The sequence below is a fragment of the Streptomyces sp. CHD11 genome, from assembly GCF_018638295.1.
Taxonomy (GTDB): domain Bacteria; phylum Actinomycetota; class Actinomycetes; order Streptomycetales; family Streptomycetaceae; genus Streptomyces.
In genome coordinates, this window is record NZ_JABTTS010000009.1 from 335,188 (window position 1) to 352,332 (window position 17,145).

The following is a 17,145-nucleotide window of genomic DNA, read 5'->3' on the forward strand; positions in this document are numbered from 1 at the left end:
GGCCGACGTGTCGACGGTAGCGACAGTCGCCCGCGGGGGCCGCACGGGATTACTGGGTGAGGTGCTCCGGGCCGAAGGCCTGCGGCAGCATCTCCGAGAGCGGCATGATCCCCGCCGGGGTCTCCAGCAGCAGGCCGGGGCCGCCGAACTCGTGCAGCAGCTGCCGGCAGCGGCCGCACGGGACGAGGATGTCGCCCTTGCCGTCCACGCAGGTGAAGTGCGTGAGGCGGCCGCCGCCGGTGCGGTGCAGTTCGGAGACCATTCCGCACTCGGCGCACAGGCCGAGGCCGTACGAGGCGTTCTCGACGTTGCAGCCGGAGACCGTGCGCCCGTCGTCGACCCGGGCGGCGACGCCGACCGGATACCCCGAGTAGGGGACGTAGGCGTGCGTCATGGCCTCCCGTGCCACCGCGCGCAGGGTCTCCCAGTCGGGATCGGCCGCGGTCATTTGCCCTGCCCCTTCCGGTACGGCATGCCGTTGGCCCTCGGCATGCGCAGCCGTTGGGCGGAGAGGGCGAGGACGACGAGGGTGATGACGTACGGCGTGGCGGAGACGACCTGGTTGGGGACCTCGTTGGTGCCGGCGTACCAGGCGAACACGAGGGCGCCGATGACCAGGGTGATCGCCGCCTGGACGTACTTCTTGCGGATGACGAGCCAGATGGCGCCGATGAGCAGCAGCAGGGCGCCGAGCAGCAGCAGGGCGTGCACGTTGGCGGAGCCGCCGCGCAGGTTGAGGCTGTCGGTGTAGCCGAAGAGGCCGGCGCCGATGGCGAGACCGCCGGGCATCCAGTTGCCGAAGATCATCGCGGCGAGGCCGATGTAGCCGCGGCCGCTGGTCTGGCCCTCCAGGTAGAAGGGGTTGGCGACGATGGAGAGGAAGACTCCGCCGAGGCCGGCCAGGGAGCCGGAGATGATCACGGCGAGGTACTTGTACTTGTAGACGTTGACGCCGAGGGATTCGGCGGCGATCGGGTTCTCGCCGCAGGAGCGCAGCCGCAGGCCGAACGCGGTGCGCCACAGGATGTACCAGGTGGCGGGGATGAGCGCGACGGCGATCAGGGTCAGCCAGGAGACGTCGGTGACGAGTCCGCCGAGCAGGCCGGCGATGTCGGAGACGAAGAACCAGCCCTTGTCGTTGAGGTCGCTCAGTCCGTCGGACAGCCCCGGCACGGTGAAGTGGCCCAGGGAGTCGACCGCCGGGGACTGCTTGGCGGAGCCGCCCTGGTGCCCCTCGAAGGCGAGCGGGGCGAGGTAGCGGGTGGCGCCGAGGGCCAGGATGTTGATGGCCACACCGGAGACGATGTGGTTGACGTTGAAGGTGATGGTGACGATGGCGTGCAGCAGACCGCCGAGCGCGCCGCCGATGAGGCCGACGAGGACGCCGGTCCAGGGGCCCCACTGGAATCCGGCCCAGGCGCCGAACCAGGTGCCCAGGATCATCATGCCTTCGAGGCCGATGTTGATGACGCCCGCGCGTTCGGCCCACAGGCCGCCGAGACCGGCGAGGCCGATCGGGACGGCGAGCTGGAGGGCGGTGGACATCTGGCTGACGTTGGTGATGCCGTCGGCACCGGTGACGAGGCGTACGACGGAGACCAGTGCCAGGGCTCCGGCGATGAGCAGGAGCAGGACGGGCCACGACATGCGGCGGCCGGTCGGCGGTGTGTGCTCGAGCGACGGCTGGTTGACGTCGGTCGCTGTGGTCGGAGCGGTCATCGGCCGGCCACCTCCTTCGTGGTGTTGTTGGCGCCGAGGACGTGGCCCGCGGCGAGCTCCGCGCCGACCTTGCGCTGCTGGCGGCGCAGGCCCCACTCGCGGACGGCCTCGTAGGAGACGACGACCGAGAGGACGATCAGGCCCTGCATGATGACCGCGATCTCCTTGTCGTAGCCGTGGAAGTCCAGCTCGGGCGAGGCCTTGTCGAGCCAGGCCCACAGCAGGGCGGCGAAGGCGATGCCGACCGGGCTGTTGCGGCCGAGCAGGGCGATACCGATGCCCAGGAAGCCGATGCCGGTGGGGAAGTTGAGGCTGTAGGTGTGGGTGTCGCCGAGCAGGATCGGCAGGCCCGCGAGTCCGGCGATGGCGCCGGAGAGCAGCATGGCGGTGAGGACCATGCGCTTGGGGCTGACACCGCTGGCCGCGGCGGCGGACTCGGAGGCGCCGGAGGCACGCAGGTCGAAGCCGAAGCGGGTGCGGTTGAGGGTGACCCAGTAGCCGATGCCGAGCAGGACGGCGAGGACGACCAGGCCGTAGATCTCGCCGGCCTCGCCCATGGCGATGCCGGGGATCCAGCCGGACTCGTGCATCTCGCCGGTGGTGTTGTTGTTGCCGATCTTGACGCCGAAGACGTCCGGCTTCCACATGTAGACGATCAGCGAGGTGGCGATGGCGTTGAGCATGATCGTGGCGACGACCTCGCTGACGCCCCGGGTGACCTTGAGGACACCGGCGATACCGGCCCAGAAGGCGCCGGTGAGGACGGCCGTCAGGAGCAGCAGCGGGACCTGGAGGAACGCCGGGAGGGCGGCGTGGGCGCCGACGACGGCGGCCATCATGGCGCCGAGCTGGTACTGGCCGTCGACGCCGATGTTGAAGAGGTTCATCCGGAAGCCGATGGCGACCGCGAGGGCGGCGATGTAGTACATCGACGCCTGGTTGATGATCAGGACCTGGATGTCCGAGAAGCCGAGCTGCTCGAACATCAGAGCGAACGGTTCGACCGGGTTCTTGCCGGAGGCGATCAGGACGATCGCGCTGAGCACGAAGGCCACGGCGAGCGCGATGACCGGCCCGGCCACCGCGAGGAGCGCGCGCTCCTTGTCGAACTTCTTCATCAGCGGGCCTCGTCTTCCGGAGACTCGGCGGACTTGGAGAGGTCGGCCTGGGTCTCGGGGGTCTCGTCGTGTTCGAGGTGGCCCTCGGCGGCGCCGGTCATGGCGGTGCCGAGTTCCTCCGGGGTGATGGTGGCCGGGTCGGCGTCCGCGACCAGCTTGCCGTCGTAGATCACCCGGAGGGTGTCGGACAGGCCGATCAGCTCGTCCAGGTCGGCCGAGATCAGCAGCACGGCCAGGCCCTCGCGGCGGGCCTCGCGGATGTGGTCCCAGATGGCGGCCTGCGCGCCGACGTCCACACCGCGGGTCGGGTGGGCGGCGATCAGGAAGCGCGGCTTGTGGCTCATCTCACGGCCGACGATCAGCTTCTGCTGGTTGCCGCCGGACAGGGAGGCCGCGGTGACGTCGATGCCGGGGGTGCGGACGTCGTACGTCTGGACGATCCGCCGGGTGTCCTCCTGGGCGGCCTTCGGGTCCAGCCAGACGCCCTTGGCGTTGGGCTTCTCGGTGACGTGGCCGAGGATGCGGTTCTCCCAGAGGGGGGCCGCCAGGAGCAGGCCGTGGCGGTGGCGGTCCTCGGGGATGTAGCCGATGCCCTGCTCGCGGCGCCTGCGGGTGGGCCAGGCGGTGATCTCCTCGTCGGCCAGCCGGATGACGCCGGAGTCGGCGTGCCTGAGGCCGATGAGGGCGTCGACCAGTTCCGTCTGTCCGTTGCCCTCGACACCGGCGATGCCGAGGATCTCGCCCTCGTGGATGGTGAAGGTGATGTCGTCGAGCAGGGCCTTGCCGCCGGGGGCCGCCAGGCGCAGCGCGTCGACGGTGATGACGGGGCGGTCGGTGACCGTGGACTCCGCCGTCTGGGGCGTCGGCAGCTCACTGCCGACCATCAGCTCGGCGAGCTGGCGCGGCGTGGTCTCGGCGGGGACGGCGGTGCCGACCGTGGTGCCGCGGCGGATGACGGTGATCTCGTCGGCGACGGAGAGGACCTCGCCCAGCTTGTGCGAGATGAAGATGACGGACAGGCCCTCGGCCCTGAGCTCGCGCAGGTTGTCGAAGAGCGCGTCGACCTCCTGCGGGACCAGGACCGCGGTGGGCTCGTCGAGGATCAGGGTGGTGGCGCCGCGGTAGAGGACCTTGAGGATCTCCACGCGCTGGCGGGCGGCCACGCCGAGCTCCTCGACCAGGACGTCGGGGCGGACGCCGAGGCCGTAGCGCTCGGAGAGTTCCTTGATCTTGCGGCGGGCCCGGGCGCCGATGCCGTAGAGCTTCTCACTGCCGAGGACGACGTTCTCGAGGACGGTGAGGTTGTCGGCGAGCATGAAGTGCTGGTGCACCATGCCGATACCGCGGGCGATGGCGTCGGCGGGCGAGGAGAAGTTCACCTGCTCGCCGTGGACCGTGATGGTGCCCTCGTCCGGCTTCTGCATGCCGTAGAGGATCTTCATCAGGGTCGACTTGCCGGCGCCGTTCTCACCGACGAGGGCGTGCACGGTGCCCTTGCGGACGGTGAGGTGGATGTCGTGGTTGGCGACGACACCGGGGAAGCGCTTGGTGATCCCGGCGAGCTCCACGGCGGTCACCGATTCGTTGACCGCCGCTCCGGCCGGAGGGCTGCTGGACGCGTTGATGACGCACTCTCCTGGGGACGGGGGTCGTCTACGCGCGTAGCGCCCCTACGGCATACGAGCGGGTGGCGCCCTGGACCGACGGGGTACGAGGAGCCGGGCTCCTCGTACCCCGTCGAACGGCCGCGACCCCGCGGTGGTTCAGGGTGTTGCTCAGCTGGACTTGACCTTGATCTCGCCGCTGACGATCTTCTCCTTGGCCGTCTCGATGGCTTCCTGGAGCTCGGCGTCGTCCGCGAACTTCGGGTTGGAGTTCGACAGGCTCACCTCACCCGTCTTCAGATCGCCCTTGACGATACCGGTCGCGGGCTCGCCGTCCTCGACCGACTTCGCCAGGTTGTACACCGCCTTGGCGACATCCTTCATCGCCGAGGTGAGGATCGAGTCCTTGTACTTGGCGAGGGCCTCGTGCTTGTACTGGTCGGAGTCGACGCCGATCGCCCACACCTTGTTGGCGGCGGCGGCCTCGATGACGCCCTGACCGGACAGGCCGGCGGCCGCGTAGACGACGTCGGCCTTCTTCTCGATCTGGCCCTCGGCGGCGGACTTGCCCTTGTCGGGGCTGGAGAAGCCGCCCTCCTCCGCGGTCTGGGTCAGGAACTGCGAGATGACCTTGACCTTGGGGTCGGTGTCCTTGACGCCCTGCTCGAAGCCGGCGCGGAACTTGTGGATCAGCGGAATGTCCACACCGCCCACGAAGCCGACCACGTTCGTCGTGGTGCTCTCGGCGGCGGCGACACCGGCGAGGTAGGAGGCCTGCTCCTCGGAGAAGACCAGGTCGGCGACGTTGTCGGCCTCGACCGTGGCATCGTCGACGATGCCGAAGGTGGTGTCGGGGTACTTCTCCGCGGCACCCTTCACGGCGGCGGCGTACGCGTAGCCGACACCGACGACCGGGTTGTAGCCCTGCTTCGCCAGCGAGACCAGGCGCTGCTCCTTGTCGGCGTCCGTCTCGCCGTCGGTGGGCTCGACGTCGGCGGTCTCGTAGCCGAACTCCGTCTTCGCCTGCTCCAGGCCGGCGTAGGCGGCGTCGTTGAAGGACTGGTCGCCCTTGCCGCCGACGTCGTAGGCGATGGCGAGACCCTTGTCGCCCTTCGGCTCCGAGGAGCTCGACGAGGTGGAGGTGCCGCCGCAGGCGGAGAGGGCGAGGGCCAGGGAGGCGGTCGCTGCGCCTGCGACCGTCATCCGGGAAATCCGGCGCATGTGTGGTGCTCCTAGTCGTACAAAGCGCCGGGACGTGTTCAGCTACGGCGCTGGCTTCGCCGCAGATTAACGCGCGTAGACCTACCTGAAAACCCCTTCTGTCCACCTTGTTATGCGCCCGTGGCCAACATGACCCCGGGCCGTGGTCGGGCCTTGCCGATCGCGAACGCGGGGTTGCGGTGGGTGAGGTGTCCTCCGCGGGGGCGGACGCGGGACGCGGGTGGGGGAGGAACGGGCCTGGGTGCGGAGGAGCGAGCCCTGGGCGCGGCAGGACCGCCGGCCCAGGGTGCGGGGCAAACAGCCCTGGGAGGCGGGAGGCCCGCCTCCCGAGCGCGGCAGGACCGGCCCAGGGTGCGGGGGAAAGAGCCTTGGTGGCCGAACCGGCCTCGTACCGCAGGGTGTCGCGGCGCCAGGTTGGTGATCCACAGCCAGATCAGCCCTGGAATGCGGCAGGACCGCCTCCCGAGCACGGCAGGACCGGCCCAGGGTGCGGGGGAAAGAGCCCTGGAATGCGGCAGGACCGCCGCGAGCACGGCAGGACCGGCCCAGGGTGCGGGAGGACCGGCCCAGGGTGCGGGAGGGCCGGTCCGAGTGGGCCGGGACCGGTCACGAGTAGGGCATGGCAGGACCCGGCCCGGGGGCGGGAGGACCGGCCCCGGAGACGGGAAGGGCCCCCGGAGACGGGGGCCGGCCCGGCCGCGGAAGGGGTGGCGCCCGGCGGGAGGGCGTCGGGAGCAGGCGGGAGCGGGGCGGGTGAGGGGCGGGTGAGGGGAGCGGAGACGCAGGAAGCGGGCGGGCTGTGGGGGCGCCCGCCCGCTTCCTGCGTTTCCGTCGTCTGCCGACTACTCCGTCTTGACCTCGATGGAGCCGTCGATGATGCCTTCCTTGGCCTCGGCCACGGCGTCCGTCAGGCCCTCGACCTCGGCCATCTTCGGGTTGCTGTCGGACAGGCCGACGCCGTCCACCTTCAGGTCGAAGACCTGCGTGCCGGTCAGCGGCTCGTCGTCCTGGACCGACTTGGCCAGGGCGTACACCGCACCGCCGACGTCCTTGAGGGCGGAGGTGAGGATGAAGTCCTTGTACGCGCCGAGCGCTTCCTGCTTGTACTGGTCGGAGTCGACACCGATCGCCCAGACCTCCGCCTTGGCGGCGGCCTCGATCACACCCTGACCGGAGAGTCCCGCCGCCTGGTAGATGACGTCGGCCTTCTTCTCGATCTGGCCCTCGGCGGCGGCCTTGCCCTTGTCGGGGCTGGAGAAGCCGCCCTCCTCCGCGGTCTGGGTGAGGTACTGCGGGATCACCCTGACCTTGGGGTCGGTCGCCTTCACGCCCTGCTCGTAGCCCGCCTGGAACTTGTGGATCAGCGGAATGTCCACACCGCCCACGAAGCCGACCACGTTCGTCTCGGTGGCCTTGGCGGCGGCGACACCGGCGAGGTAGGAGGCCTGCTCCTCGGCGAAGACGAGGGAGGCGACGTTGTCGCCCTCGACGACGGAGTCGACGATGCCGAAGGTGGTGTCCGGGTACTTGGCGGCCACCGCCTCCATGGCCGGCCCGTAGGCGAAGCCGACGCCGATGACCGGGTTGTAGCCCTGCTTGGCCAGCGAGGACAGGCGCTGCTCCTTGTCCGCGTCGGTCTCACCCTCGGTGGGCTCCACGTCCGCGGTCTTGTAACCGAACTCGTCCTTGGCCTTGGCCAGGCCGGCGTACGCGGCGTCGTTGAAGGACTGGTCGCCCTTGCCGCCGATGTCGTAGGCGATGGCGAGGCCGAGGTCTTCCTTCGAGCCACCGCTGTCGTTGTTGTCGCTGCTGGTCCCGCCGCAGGCGGTGGCGGCGAGGGCGAGCGAGGCGACCCCCACCGCGACGCGGGTCAGCCTGGATATCCGACGCATCTGAAGTCCCCATTCTCCAAAGCCCCGCAGCGGGTGCTCGGTTCGGCGCACATTAACGCGCGTAGACACTCCTGGGAACGGGGTTCAGCGGGGCCGTTATCCATTCGTGCCGATGGCCGGTTACGTCCTGGTGAACCAGAGGTCCGTACGGGCCCGGAACGGGCGATCGGTACATGACGTTCGGTTGCACGCGCACCACGCTGCCCCTGCGGTGGGCGGCGCGCAAGCGGAAGGGGCGGGAGGGATGACGGCAGAGGTGGGGGGGTGCAGAGGTGGGTGGGGGTGGTGGGGCGGACGGACGGGCGGGCGGAAGCAGCCAGGTTCCCCGCCCCCCGGGGCGGGGAACCCCGGGTTCGCGATGGAACCAACGCGGCCGCACCGCCGGAGCACTAGCGCAGGGCGTCCAGGAGGGCTGCCGCGGTGAAGAGTTCCACTCCCACCGTGATCGCGTGCTCGTCCACGTCGAAGTCGCCCTGGTGCAGGTCGCGCACGGTGCGCTCGCCAGGAGGACGGACGCCCAGGCGGGCCATGGCGCCCGGGACGCGCTCCAGGTACCAGGAGAAGTCCTCGCCACCGAGGCTCTGCTCGGTGCCCTCGACGGAGTCCACCCCGCGCCGGGCGGTCATGGCGTCGCGCAGCAGTTCCGTGGCCCCGGCCTCGTTGACGACCGGCGGGACGCCCCGTACGTAGTTGATCTCCGACTTGGCTCGGTGCAGGTTGGCCACCTCGTCGATGGCGGCGACCACGACGTCCGGCGCCTGCCGCCAGGTCTCCAGGTCCAGACAGCGCACGGTGCCGGAGAGCTCGGCGTGCTGCGGGATGACGTTGGGCGCGTGACCCGACTCGATCCTGCCCCAGGTCACGGCGAGTCCGCTGCGGCTGTCGACGCGCCGGCCGACCAGGGCCGGCACGTCGGTGACGACACGGGCGGCGGCGGTGACCAGGTCGGTGGTCAGATGCGGGCGGGCGGTGTGGCCGCCGGGGCCGTCGAGAGCGATCTCCAGCCGGTCGCAGGCAGAGGTGATGGGGCCCTGGCGCAGTCCGATCCTGCCGGCGTCGACGCGGGGGTCGCAGTGCACGGCGATGATTCTGCCGATGCCGTCGAGCGCGCCGTCCGCGATGGCGTCGGCGGCGCCGCCGGGCAGCACCTCCTCGGCGGGCTGGAAGATCAGCCGTACGGGGCGGGGCAGCAGGCCCTGCCGGTGCAGTTCGGCGAGGACCAGGCCGCTGCCGAGCACCACGGTGGTGTGCACGTCGTGGCCGCAGGCGTGGGCGCGGTCGGGCACGGTGGAGCGGTAGGGGCACTCGGACTTCATGTCGGGGATGGGCAGGCCGTCGATGTCGGCGCGCATCGCGAGCATCGCCGAGTCGGTGCCGGCCTCGTCGTCCGTGCCGATGTCACAGATCACGCCGGTTCCGCCGGAGAGGACGCGCGGCCGGAGGCCGGCCTGCTCCAGGCGTTCCTTGATCGCGGCGGTGGTGCGGAACTCCTGATTGCCGAGCTCCGGGTGCATGTGCAGGTCGCGGCGGAACGCGACGAGCTCGGCACGCAGGGCCTCGGGCAACGCTCCGGGGAGCACCGCTCCGCCGGGGAGGTCGACCTCGGACTCCAGTGACATCAGTGGTTTCACCCTTTGAAGAGTAGGGCGCCGAAGCCGACTACTGACCCTCGATCAAGAAAAATCAGTCCGTCAGGCGAAGAAAAACCGGCCGCCCCGCGCATAGCCGTCAGTCGGGATGGGTAAACTCGCCGCCCTTGTGCGGGGTCAAGGCCCCATGACCTGCCGGAACATGACTCGCGTCACAGCGACATCGGTGGCCCCGGCACCCATCCACCTCTTCACGGATACCACGCTCGGCGCAGACCACGCGGACCGGTTCATCTGGCGGACACCTCCGGCACACCTAGGGCGTCACGGGCGCCGCCACCGCCGGCAGCCGGTGGACGCCCCGCGCGGAGTCCGTCACCCCGGACAGGAAGCCGTGTGCGCGGGGAGAGGCCGTCCTGGTCAGCCAGGCGGGGTCGATGGCACAGACCGTCACGCGGACGTCCGTACCGGTCAGGGCGAGGGGGAGGGTGTGGACGACCGTGGACGGGAAGCTGAGGACGGTGCGGCCGATGGGGCCGCGGCGGGCGACCAGCTCCAGGGGCAGTTCGGGCCGGACGATCTCCAGTCCCGTCCCGACCGCCAGCCGGTGGAGCTTCTCCGTGCTCTCGCGGCGGTGCGCGAAGTAGCGCCGGACGCCGTGCGTCCTCGCCAGGGAGCGGACGGCCTCCAGGTAGGCGTCGTCGTCGACCACACCGGTCTCCACCAGCGACGTGCCCACCAGATCGGCGCCCCGGGTGACGCTGGGCGGGCCGAAGCGGTCCCGGGTCCAGGCGAAGGTGTGGGCGCGGACGGTGACTCCGGGCGGGGTGTCCTGCATGGGCATGGAGGTGAAGATGACCACCGCGCGGTCCCCGCCCGGGGTGAGCCGGCGCCGCGCGGCGGCGGACACGGGGGCGAAGAGGAGGTCGCGGGGGCCGGGACGGCCACCCTTGCGGTGCCAGCGCACCAGCCGTTCGCCGCGGGCCAGCTGGCCGGCGAACTCCATGGTCGCCGTGCCGTCGTCGACCACCACCACCTCCGGGGCCCGGGTGATCGTCAGCAGTAGCTGGACATACCGGGAGAAGGGGTCGCCGAGGACGACACGGGTGGCCCGGCGCAGCGGCCCGGCCAGTCCGCCGACCGTCCGCAGCGGGGCGCCCGCTCCCCCGCGGGCCTCCTCCCAGCGGACTTCGTGGCCCTCGTCGCGGGCCAGCTCCGCCATCCGGCGGAGCTGGCCGCGCGTCATCGGGTCGACCGGGGACAGCACGACGAGGGTGAGCCCGCCGCCGGGCGCGTGCGCGTGCGCCCACTCCAGCACGTTGAGCAGTTGTACCGGGCTCTCGACGAAGGCGAGAGTGTGGGGGCCGGGCCGGCCGGCGGGCGGGCTCATCGACGTACGACCGTTCCCGTCGTCGTAGGGGTGGGCGGGTGGGGTGGAGGGCGCGGGTCAGACGGTCAGCGGTTCGCCGGCGGCCGTGGCGATCTCCGCCTCGGCCACCGCGCCGGTGACCCGGCGCAGCTTCTTCATCGGGCCCAGCTCGGACTCGTAGACCTTCTTCACGCCGTCGCCGAGGGACGCCTCGATGGTGCGGATGTCGCGGACCAGGCGGGTCAGGCCCTGCGGCTCGACGGAGGCGGCCTGGTCGGAGCCCCACATGGCGCGGTCGAGGGTGATGTGGCGCTCGACGAACGCGGCGCCGAGGGCGACGGCGGCGAGGGTGGTCTGCAGGCCCGTCTCGTGGCCGGAGTAGCCGATCGGGACGTTCGGGTACTCCTGCTGGAGGGTGTTGATCACGCGGAGGTTGAGCTCCTCGGCCTTCGCCGGGTAGGTGGAGGTGGCGTGGCAGAGCAGGATGTTGTCCGAGCCCAGGACCTCGACCGCGTGGCGGATCTGCTTCGGCGTCGACATGCCGGTGGAGAGGATGACGGTGCGGCCGGTGGCGCGCAGGGCGCGCAGCAGCTCGTCGTCGGTGAGGGAGGCGGAGGCGACCTTGTGGGCGGGGACGTCGAACTTCTCCAGGAAGGCGACGGCCTCGGTGTCCCACGGGGAGGCGAACCAGGCGATGCCCTTCTTCTTGCAGTAGGCGTCGATCTGGCGGTACTCCTCCTCGCCGAACTCCACGCGGTGGCGGTAGTCGATGTACGTCATCCGGCCCCAGGGGGTGTCCCGCTCGATGTCCCACTGGTCGCGCGGGGTGCAGATCTCCGGGGTGCGCTTCTGGAACTTGACGGCGTCGCAGCCGGCCTCGGCGGCGGCGTCGATCAGCTTGAAGGCGTTCTCGATGTCACCGTTGTGGTTGATGCCGATCTCGCCGGTGACGTACACGGGGCGGCCCGGGCCGGCCTCGCGGGGGCCGAGGGTGCGGATGCGGGAGTTGGTGCTCATGTCCGGGGTTTCCTTACTTGGGGAGGGAATCGAGGGAGGGGCCGAGGATCCAGCCGGCGATCTCCCGGATCGCGCCGTCGCCTCCGGGGAGGGCGGTGACGGCGCGGGCGGCGCCGCGTACGACGTCGTGGGCGCTCGCGACCGCCACGGGCCAGCCGACCAGGGCGAAGCACGGGAGGTCGTTGACGTCGTTGCCGACGTAGAGCACGCGCTCCGGCGCGATGCCCTGTTCCTCGCACCACTGTTTGAGGGCGAGGTCCTTGCGGTCGATGCCGTGCAGCACGGGGAGCCTGAGCTTGCGTGCGCGGGCGGCGACGACCGGGTTCTGTTCCGTGGACAGGATCAGCATCTTCAGACCGCTGCGGCGCAGGGCCGCGATGCCGAGTCCGTCTCCGCGGTGCACGGAGACGGACTCCCGTCCGTCGGAGTCGATCAGCACCCGGTCGTCGGTCTGGGTGCCGTCGAAGTCGAGGACGACCGCGTCGATGTCGTCGGCCGCGGGGAGGTGGGTGGGAGGAATGGCAGCGAGGTGGGTGGGAGGAACGGCAGCGAGGTGGGTGGGAGGAATGGCAGCGAGGTGGGTGGGAGGAACGGCGGCGAGGTGGGTGGGAGGAACGGCAGCGAGGGCGCCGGGCCGCTCGGCGTCGAAGAGCGGTGCGAGGGCGCGGGCCCGGGCGAGTTCGTGCGGGTCGTCGATCTCCAGGACGCGGGCGGGGTCGGTCCGTACGAGTGCGGTGCGGCCGAAGAAGCGGTGCCGGTGCTCGCGGAAGCCGGCCGCGTCCATGGCGTAGGCGGCGCCGGTCTCCAGGAGGTCCTGGGGGCGGTCCTGGCGGCGGGGACGGAAGGACTTGTCGTGGTTGACGCCGTAGCCCCCGGCGGGGGTGGTTGCCCGCGGTTCCCGTCGGCCACCGTCGACGCCGGCAAGGGTGGCGCCGGCGGTCCCGGCGCTCGCGTCGTCGGCGGCCGTCGGGGCAGGCGCGCGGGAGGCGTCCGTCACGGGGCCCTCGGGCTCCGCCGGGGCGTCCCGCCAGAGGAAGCCGTGGAACGGGGCGACGGTCACCGCCGTGTCGGCGCCCTCGCCGGCGACCGCGGCGGCCACCGCGTCGATGTCCTCGCGGAGCAGGAAGGGGCTGGTGCACTGCACGAGCAGGACGACGTCCACCCCGGCTCCGTGCAGGGCCTCGTGGGACTCCATGGCGTGCAGCACGGCGGCCTCGGAGGTGGCGGTGTCACCGGCGATGGCGGCGGGCCGCAGGACGACCTCGGCGCCGGCCTGCCGCGCGGCGGCGGCGATGGCCCGGTCGTCGGTGGAGACGACGACGTCCGTGACGTTCCGCGCGGCACGGCACTCGCGCACGGCGCGGGCCACCAGGGGGACGCCTCCGACGGGGGCGAGGTTCTTCGCGGGCACGCCCTTGGAGCCGCCGCGCGCGGGGATCACGGCGAGTACCCGGCGTACCGTCGGCGGGTGGGACATGGGATCAGCTCCTCGAGCGGAGTTCGGGTCGGCGGCCTGGGAGGTCACAGCTCGCCCATGCGGCGGATCACGGGGGCCACGCGCTGCACGCCGTGCCGGTAGGCGCCGCGCGCCGCCCGGCGCACGATCTGCCGGACCGGCCCGGGCTCCCTGTCCGCGGCGGGCGCGCCGGGCAGCGGTGTGCCGTCCGGGCCGAGGTGGTGGCGGGCGAGGATGCCGGGCAGATAGCCGGGCGCGGTGACGGGTGTGTAGTACGGGGTCATCGGCGGGAGTCCGCCGGGTCGGCCGAGCAGGTCGCCGATGCGTTCCCGGGCGGCGTCGAACGCCGTCTCGTACGTGCCCTCCCCGGAGGGCGTTCCGCCGGCGGCGACTCCCTGCCGGGCCACCCACTCCCCGTCCGCCCGCGGGAGGTGGCCGTCGTCCAGCTGGTCCCAGGAGGCGAGGCAGCCGGATCCGACGAAGTGGTGGTTGCCGAGCGCCTCCCGGACACCGAGGTCGGTGAGGACCACGGTGGGGATACCGCGGTGCAGCGACTCCAGGGCGGCCGTGGAGCTGACCGTGACGAGGAGGTCGGTGCGGTCGAGGACCTCGCCCATGTGCCCGTAGACCAGACGGAAGTTGGCGGGCGGGTCGAGGCGCTGGACCAGCTTCTGGTAGGGCAGTTCCTCGAGGTGCGTGGTGTGTTCGCCGGGCCTGGAGCGCAGCTTCAGCAGCACCTCGCGCCCGGGGTGCCGACGGGCGTGCTCCACCAGCCGGTTCAGCAGGTACGTACGGTCCCTGCGGCTGTCCGGTACCGACGGCTGGGCGGCGAACACGACGGTGTACGGGGCGTGTTCCCCGGAGTAGGGGGCGCCGCCCAGGAACGGCAGCGCCACCTCGGTCACCGAGCCGGCGTCGGCGCCCACCCCTTCGTACACGGCGCGGAAACGGTCCGCGTCCTGACGGGAGTTGGCGAGCACCAGGTCGGCGCCGTGGCGCAGCAGCAGGCCGTCGGCGAGCTTCTCGTAGACGACACCGACGTACCCGGTGACGACGACGGGCCGGTCGGCGCGGCCCTCCCAGGCCCGGTTCAGCCCGTGCAGCATCGCCTGCACACCACCGCCGACCAGGGCGAGCACGAGGATGTCGCAGGACTCCTCACGCATCACGCGCAGGAACTCGGCCGCGGTGACCTCCCTCAGGGAGTCGGCGCGGACGCCGACCTCGCCGAGCTGGCGGGCGGTGGGCGTGGCGCGGCCCCGCAGCAGAAATCCGTCCAGGCGGATTTCCCGCGGAGCGATGCGGTTCGCGGTGAGGGCGCCCCATTTCCACCGGGTGTCGGAATCCGCGAGGACCGCCACTCTCAGGGGCTTCTTTGCACTTGCTGGCACACCGAAGACGCTAGGAAGCGAATTCTAGGTACGGCCCAACCGTGAATCAACGAAGAGTTAACAACACCCGTCCGAGAGCCGAATCCGCCACCGAAAACGCCTCACGTAGACGTGATACACCGTACCGACACATGGAGTTCACCCTCTGTACGGTCACCCGAAAGTCGCTGATCCGGGCGGCCTCCTAGAGTTTTCCGGGTGCCGAAGCTTTCCGTGATCGTCCCCTTCCACGACGTCCGGCCACACGCGCCTGACACCCTCAGAAGTCTCCGTCTGAACGCCCGTCCGGACTTCGAGTTCCTTCTTGTCGACGACCATTCCCAGGACGGTACCCAGGACATTCTCGAGCGCGCGGCCGGGGAACTCTCGGCCGTCGCCCGGGTCCGCCACATCCGCCACGACGCCAATCGCGGGGTGTCCGCCGCGCGGAACACCGGACTGGACGCGGCGCGCGGCGAGTACCTGGTCTTCCTGGACGGCGGCGACTGGCTGGCACCGGGCCATCTCTCCGGGCTGGTGGCGGACGCCGAGGGGCTGGGGTGCGATTTCGTCCGCACCGACCAGATCCAGGTCACGGACCGCACCCGGACCGTGCGCCGGGTGCCGGTCGGCCTGCGGGGCGAGGTGCTGGACCCCCGGGACGCGATCCTGCCGGCGGACCGGACGACCTCGGTGGACTACGCCTACGTCTGGGCCGGGATCTACCACCGGCGGCTGCTGGAGCGGGGGCTGCTGCACTTCACCGAGAGCCTGCGCACGGCCGAGGACCGGCCGTGGATCTGGCGGCTGCACCGCGAGGCCACGTCGTTCGCCGTGACCGACCTGCTGGGCGTGTTCTACCGGCGCGGGGTCGACTCCTCCCTCACCCGGATCGGCGACGCCCGCCAGCTCGACTTCCTCCGCGCCTTCGACCAGGTCGTCGAGGAGACGGCGGCGGACCGGGACGCCGGCCTGCTGCTGCCCAAGGCGGTACGGACGTACTGCGCGGTCATCGCCCACCATCTGTCCGAGCGGGACAAGTTCGAACCGGCCGTGGCCCGGAGACTGCGGGCGATGAGCGCGGCGGCGCTCCGGCGCATGCCGCAGGACGTGCTCGACGGCGTACTGGACACCATGGACCTGCACCGTTCCGCCCGGCTGCGGCGGCTGCGGCGCCGGGCCGGCACAGGGAAGGACGCCGCGTGATGACCCCCGCGACACAGATCTTCTGCGCCTCGACGCCGCTCGGCGTCGCCACCCTGGCGGCGGCGGCAGACTCCGGCTGCTTCGCGCGGGCCGAGCGGCGGGTGCTGCTGGTCTGCGACGACTCCCCGGTGCCGGAGGCCGCGCAGGCGCCGGACGCGCTCGCGGGTGCCGCCCCGCTGCGCGCCCGCTTCGAGAAGGTGCTGTCCTGGAACGAGGCCGTCCGGCCCTTCCACCCGGCGGCCTGGACGCCCCGCACCGAGGACGTTCCGCTCCTGGAGCGTCATCTGCGGCTGCTGTGGGGGCTCGGCGGGGACCGTGTGGAGCTGGTGCTGGAGTCCCCGGACACGCCGTGGGCGCTGGCGGTGGCCCGGGTGTTCACCGGAGCTCCCCTCCATGTCCACGCGGGCGGGCCGGCGGTCTACGGGCCCACGCGGGGCAAGCTCGATCCGCTGATCGGCACGCGGGTGCGGCAGTTGCTGCATCTGGACGTGGTGCCGGGTCTGACACCGATGCTGCTGACCGAGTTCGGGGTGCCGGCGCGGGTCGTGCCGACGGACGCCTTCCGCCGGGCGGTTCGCGAACTGGTCGTGCCCGCGGACGGGTTGTCCGCTCTGCCGGAGGGCGCGGCGCTGCTGGTGGGACAGAGCCTGTCCGCGCTCGGTGTCCACCCCGCCGGGGAGGAGGACGAGCTGCACCTGCGGATGCTGCGGGGAGCGGTCGAACGCGGGCACCGCACGGTCGTGTTCGCGCCGCACCCCGCCTCCGAGGTCCGGCACGGCCGCGCGCTGCGGACCGAGGCGGAGCGGCTCGGGGTGGACCTCACCGTCCTGGACACTCCCGTGCCCGCCGAGGCGCTGTTCGAGAGGTCCCGGCCCGCGCTGGTCGTCGGCTGCTCCTCGGGCGCGCTGTTCACGGCGTCCGCGTGTTACGGCCTGCCGGTCGCCCGCGTCGGCACGGAGCGGCTCCTGGACCTGCTGACGCCCTACCAGCACGGTCACCGGGTCCAGGCCGTCCTGGCGGACGCGCTGCTGGAGGACCTGGAGGGCGGGGACGGCGGCGGCCCGGCGCCACTTGCGGCGGGCGGGCTGGACGACCTCGTGACGGCGCTCGGGTTCACCATGCAGCCGCAGGTCCACCCGTCCCTGCGCCCGGCCGCCGAGCGCTACCTCGCACAGAACCCCGGCCCGCCCGCCCGACGCTGGTTCAGGCGCAAGCGGCTCACCTCGCTGGGGCTGCCCGGCGGCATTCCGGGCCGGCTGGCGTTCCTCCCCCGCAGCGCCACCGCACGCCGGGTGGTACGGCGGGCCCGGGCGCTGCGGAAGGCGGTGCGGGGGTAGGTCCGGTCGTGGGGCCCGGAACGCGCCGGGGCGGCGCCGGGAGCGCGGGATCCCGATACGTCTCGGCCGCACGGCCGAGGAGGGCGGGCGTCGGCCCGGACACCGGAACCGGTCGGCGACGCCGGTGCGGGCACCCTCGTGCCACACCGGTGACGCGAGAGTGGTGACGCGCGGTCCGCGGCACGCGGCACGCGGCCCAGGACCGGCGGCCCGGGGCTCAGGCCACGGGACCCGGGGCTCGCGGAAC

13 protein-coding genes are annotated in these 17,145 nt (G+C 71.8%); 2 read left to right on the forward strand and 11 right to left on the reverse strand.

All coding sequences use genetic code 11. From position 1 onward, the window contains the following. Nucleotides 1–49: 49 nt before the first annotated feature. The 11 genes from HTV45_RS12245 to HTV45_RS12295 all read right to left on the reverse strand — a co-directional run bounded on the left by HTV45_RS12245 (nucleotide 50) and on the right by HTV45_RS12295 (nucleotide 14,376). On the reverse strand, nucleotides 50–448 hold the full coding sequence (locus tag HTV45_RS12245) for a cytidine deaminase (RefSeq protein WP_215205726.1): 399 nt from the start codon (nucleotides 446–448) through the stop codon (nucleotides 50–52). After that, nucleotides 445–1,719 carry an ABC transporter permease gene (locus HTV45_RS12250; RefSeq protein WP_215205727.1) on the reverse strand — a complete coding sequence of 425 codons (1,275 nt, stop codon included), beginning with the start codon at nucleotides 1,717–1,719 and terminating at the stop codon, nucleotides 445–447. The genes HTV45_RS12245 and HTV45_RS12250 overlap by 4 nt, the downstream gene beginning before the upstream one ends. Beyond that, complete coding sequence (locus HTV45_RS12255) at nucleotides 1,716–2,837, reverse strand: ABC transporter permease (protein WP_215205728.1); 1,122 nt, start codon at nucleotides 2,835–2,837, stop codon at nucleotides 1,716–1,718. Before HTV45_RS12255 ends, HTV45_RS12250 begins: the two co-directional genes overlap by 4 nt. Next, nucleotides 2,837–4,414 (reverse strand): ABC transporter ATP-binding protein, encoded by a 1,578-nt coding sequence (locus tag HTV45_RS12260; RefSeq protein WP_215205729.1) that lies wholly within the window; start codon nucleotides 4,412–4,414, stop codon nucleotides 2,837–2,839. Before HTV45_RS12260 ends, HTV45_RS12255 begins: the two co-directional genes overlap by 1 nt. Before the next feature lie 198 nt (nucleotides 4,415–4,612). Next, nucleotides 4,613–5,662 carry a BMP family protein gene (locus HTV45_RS12265; protein WP_215205730.1) on the reverse strand — a complete coding sequence of 350 codons (1,050 nt, stop codon included), beginning with the start codon at nucleotides 5,660–5,662 and terminating at the stop codon, nucleotides 4,613–4,615. An 842-nt stretch (nucleotides 5,663–6,504) separates the two neighbouring features. Beyond that, nucleotides 6,505–7,554, reverse strand: a complete 1,050-nt coding sequence (locus tag HTV45_RS12270; RefSeq protein ID WP_215205731.1) for a BMP family protein — start codon at nucleotides 7,552–7,554, stop codon at nucleotides 6,505–6,507. Nucleotides 7,555–7,943: 389 nt separating this feature from the next. Next, the gene (locus tag HTV45_RS12275; protein ID WP_215205858.1) at nucleotides 7,944–9,173 is read right to left on the reverse strand and encodes an amidohydrolase; all 1,230 of its coding nucleotides are present in this window, start codon (nucleotides 9,171–9,173) and stop codon (nucleotides 7,944–7,946) included. A 286-nt stretch (nucleotides 9,174–9,459) separates the two neighbouring features. After that, entirely contained in the window at nucleotides 9,460–10,533 is a 1,074-nt protein-coding gene (locus tag HTV45_RS12280) for a hypothetical protein (RefSeq protein ID WP_215205732.1), read from the reverse strand. A 57-nt stretch (nucleotides 10,534–10,590) separates the two neighbouring features. Further along, nucleotides 10,591–11,529, reverse strand: coding sequence for an N-acetylneuraminate synthase family protein (locus HTV45_RS12285; protein ID WP_215205733.1), 939 nt, complete (start codon nucleotides 11,527–11,529; stop codon nucleotides 10,591–10,593). A 13-nt stretch (nucleotides 11,530–11,542) separates the two neighbouring features. Then, nucleotides 11,543–13,006 carry an N-acylneuraminate cytidylyltransferase gene (locus HTV45_RS12290; RefSeq protein WP_215205734.1) on the reverse strand — a complete coding sequence of 488 codons (1,464 nt, stop codon included), beginning with the start codon at nucleotides 13,004–13,006 and terminating at the stop codon, nucleotides 11,543–11,545. A 44-nt stretch (nucleotides 13,007–13,050) separates the two neighbouring features. Next, nucleotides 13,051–14,376 (reverse strand): DUF6716 putative glycosyltransferase, encoded by a 1,326-nt coding sequence (locus tag HTV45_RS12295; protein ID WP_215205735.1) that lies wholly within the window; start codon nucleotides 14,374–14,376, stop codon nucleotides 13,051–13,053. 198 nt (nucleotides 14,377–14,574) lie between these two features. Between HTV45_RS12295 and HTV45_RS12300 the strand changes: the two genes are divergently transcribed. Beyond that, nucleotides 14,575–15,561 (forward strand): glycosyltransferase family 2 protein, encoded by a 987-nt coding sequence (locus tag HTV45_RS12300; protein ID WP_215205736.1) that lies wholly within the window; start codon nucleotides 14,575–14,577, stop codon nucleotides 15,559–15,561. Next, nucleotides 15,561–16,898, forward strand: a complete 1,338-nt coding sequence (locus HTV45_RS12305; RefSeq protein ID WP_215205737.1) for an alpha-2,8-polysialyltransferase family protein — start codon at nucleotides 15,561–15,563, stop codon at nucleotides 16,896–16,898. The genes HTV45_RS12300 and HTV45_RS12305 overlap by 1 nt, the downstream gene beginning before the upstream one ends. The last annotated feature ends 247 nt before the right edge of the window (nucleotides 16,899–17,145 follow it).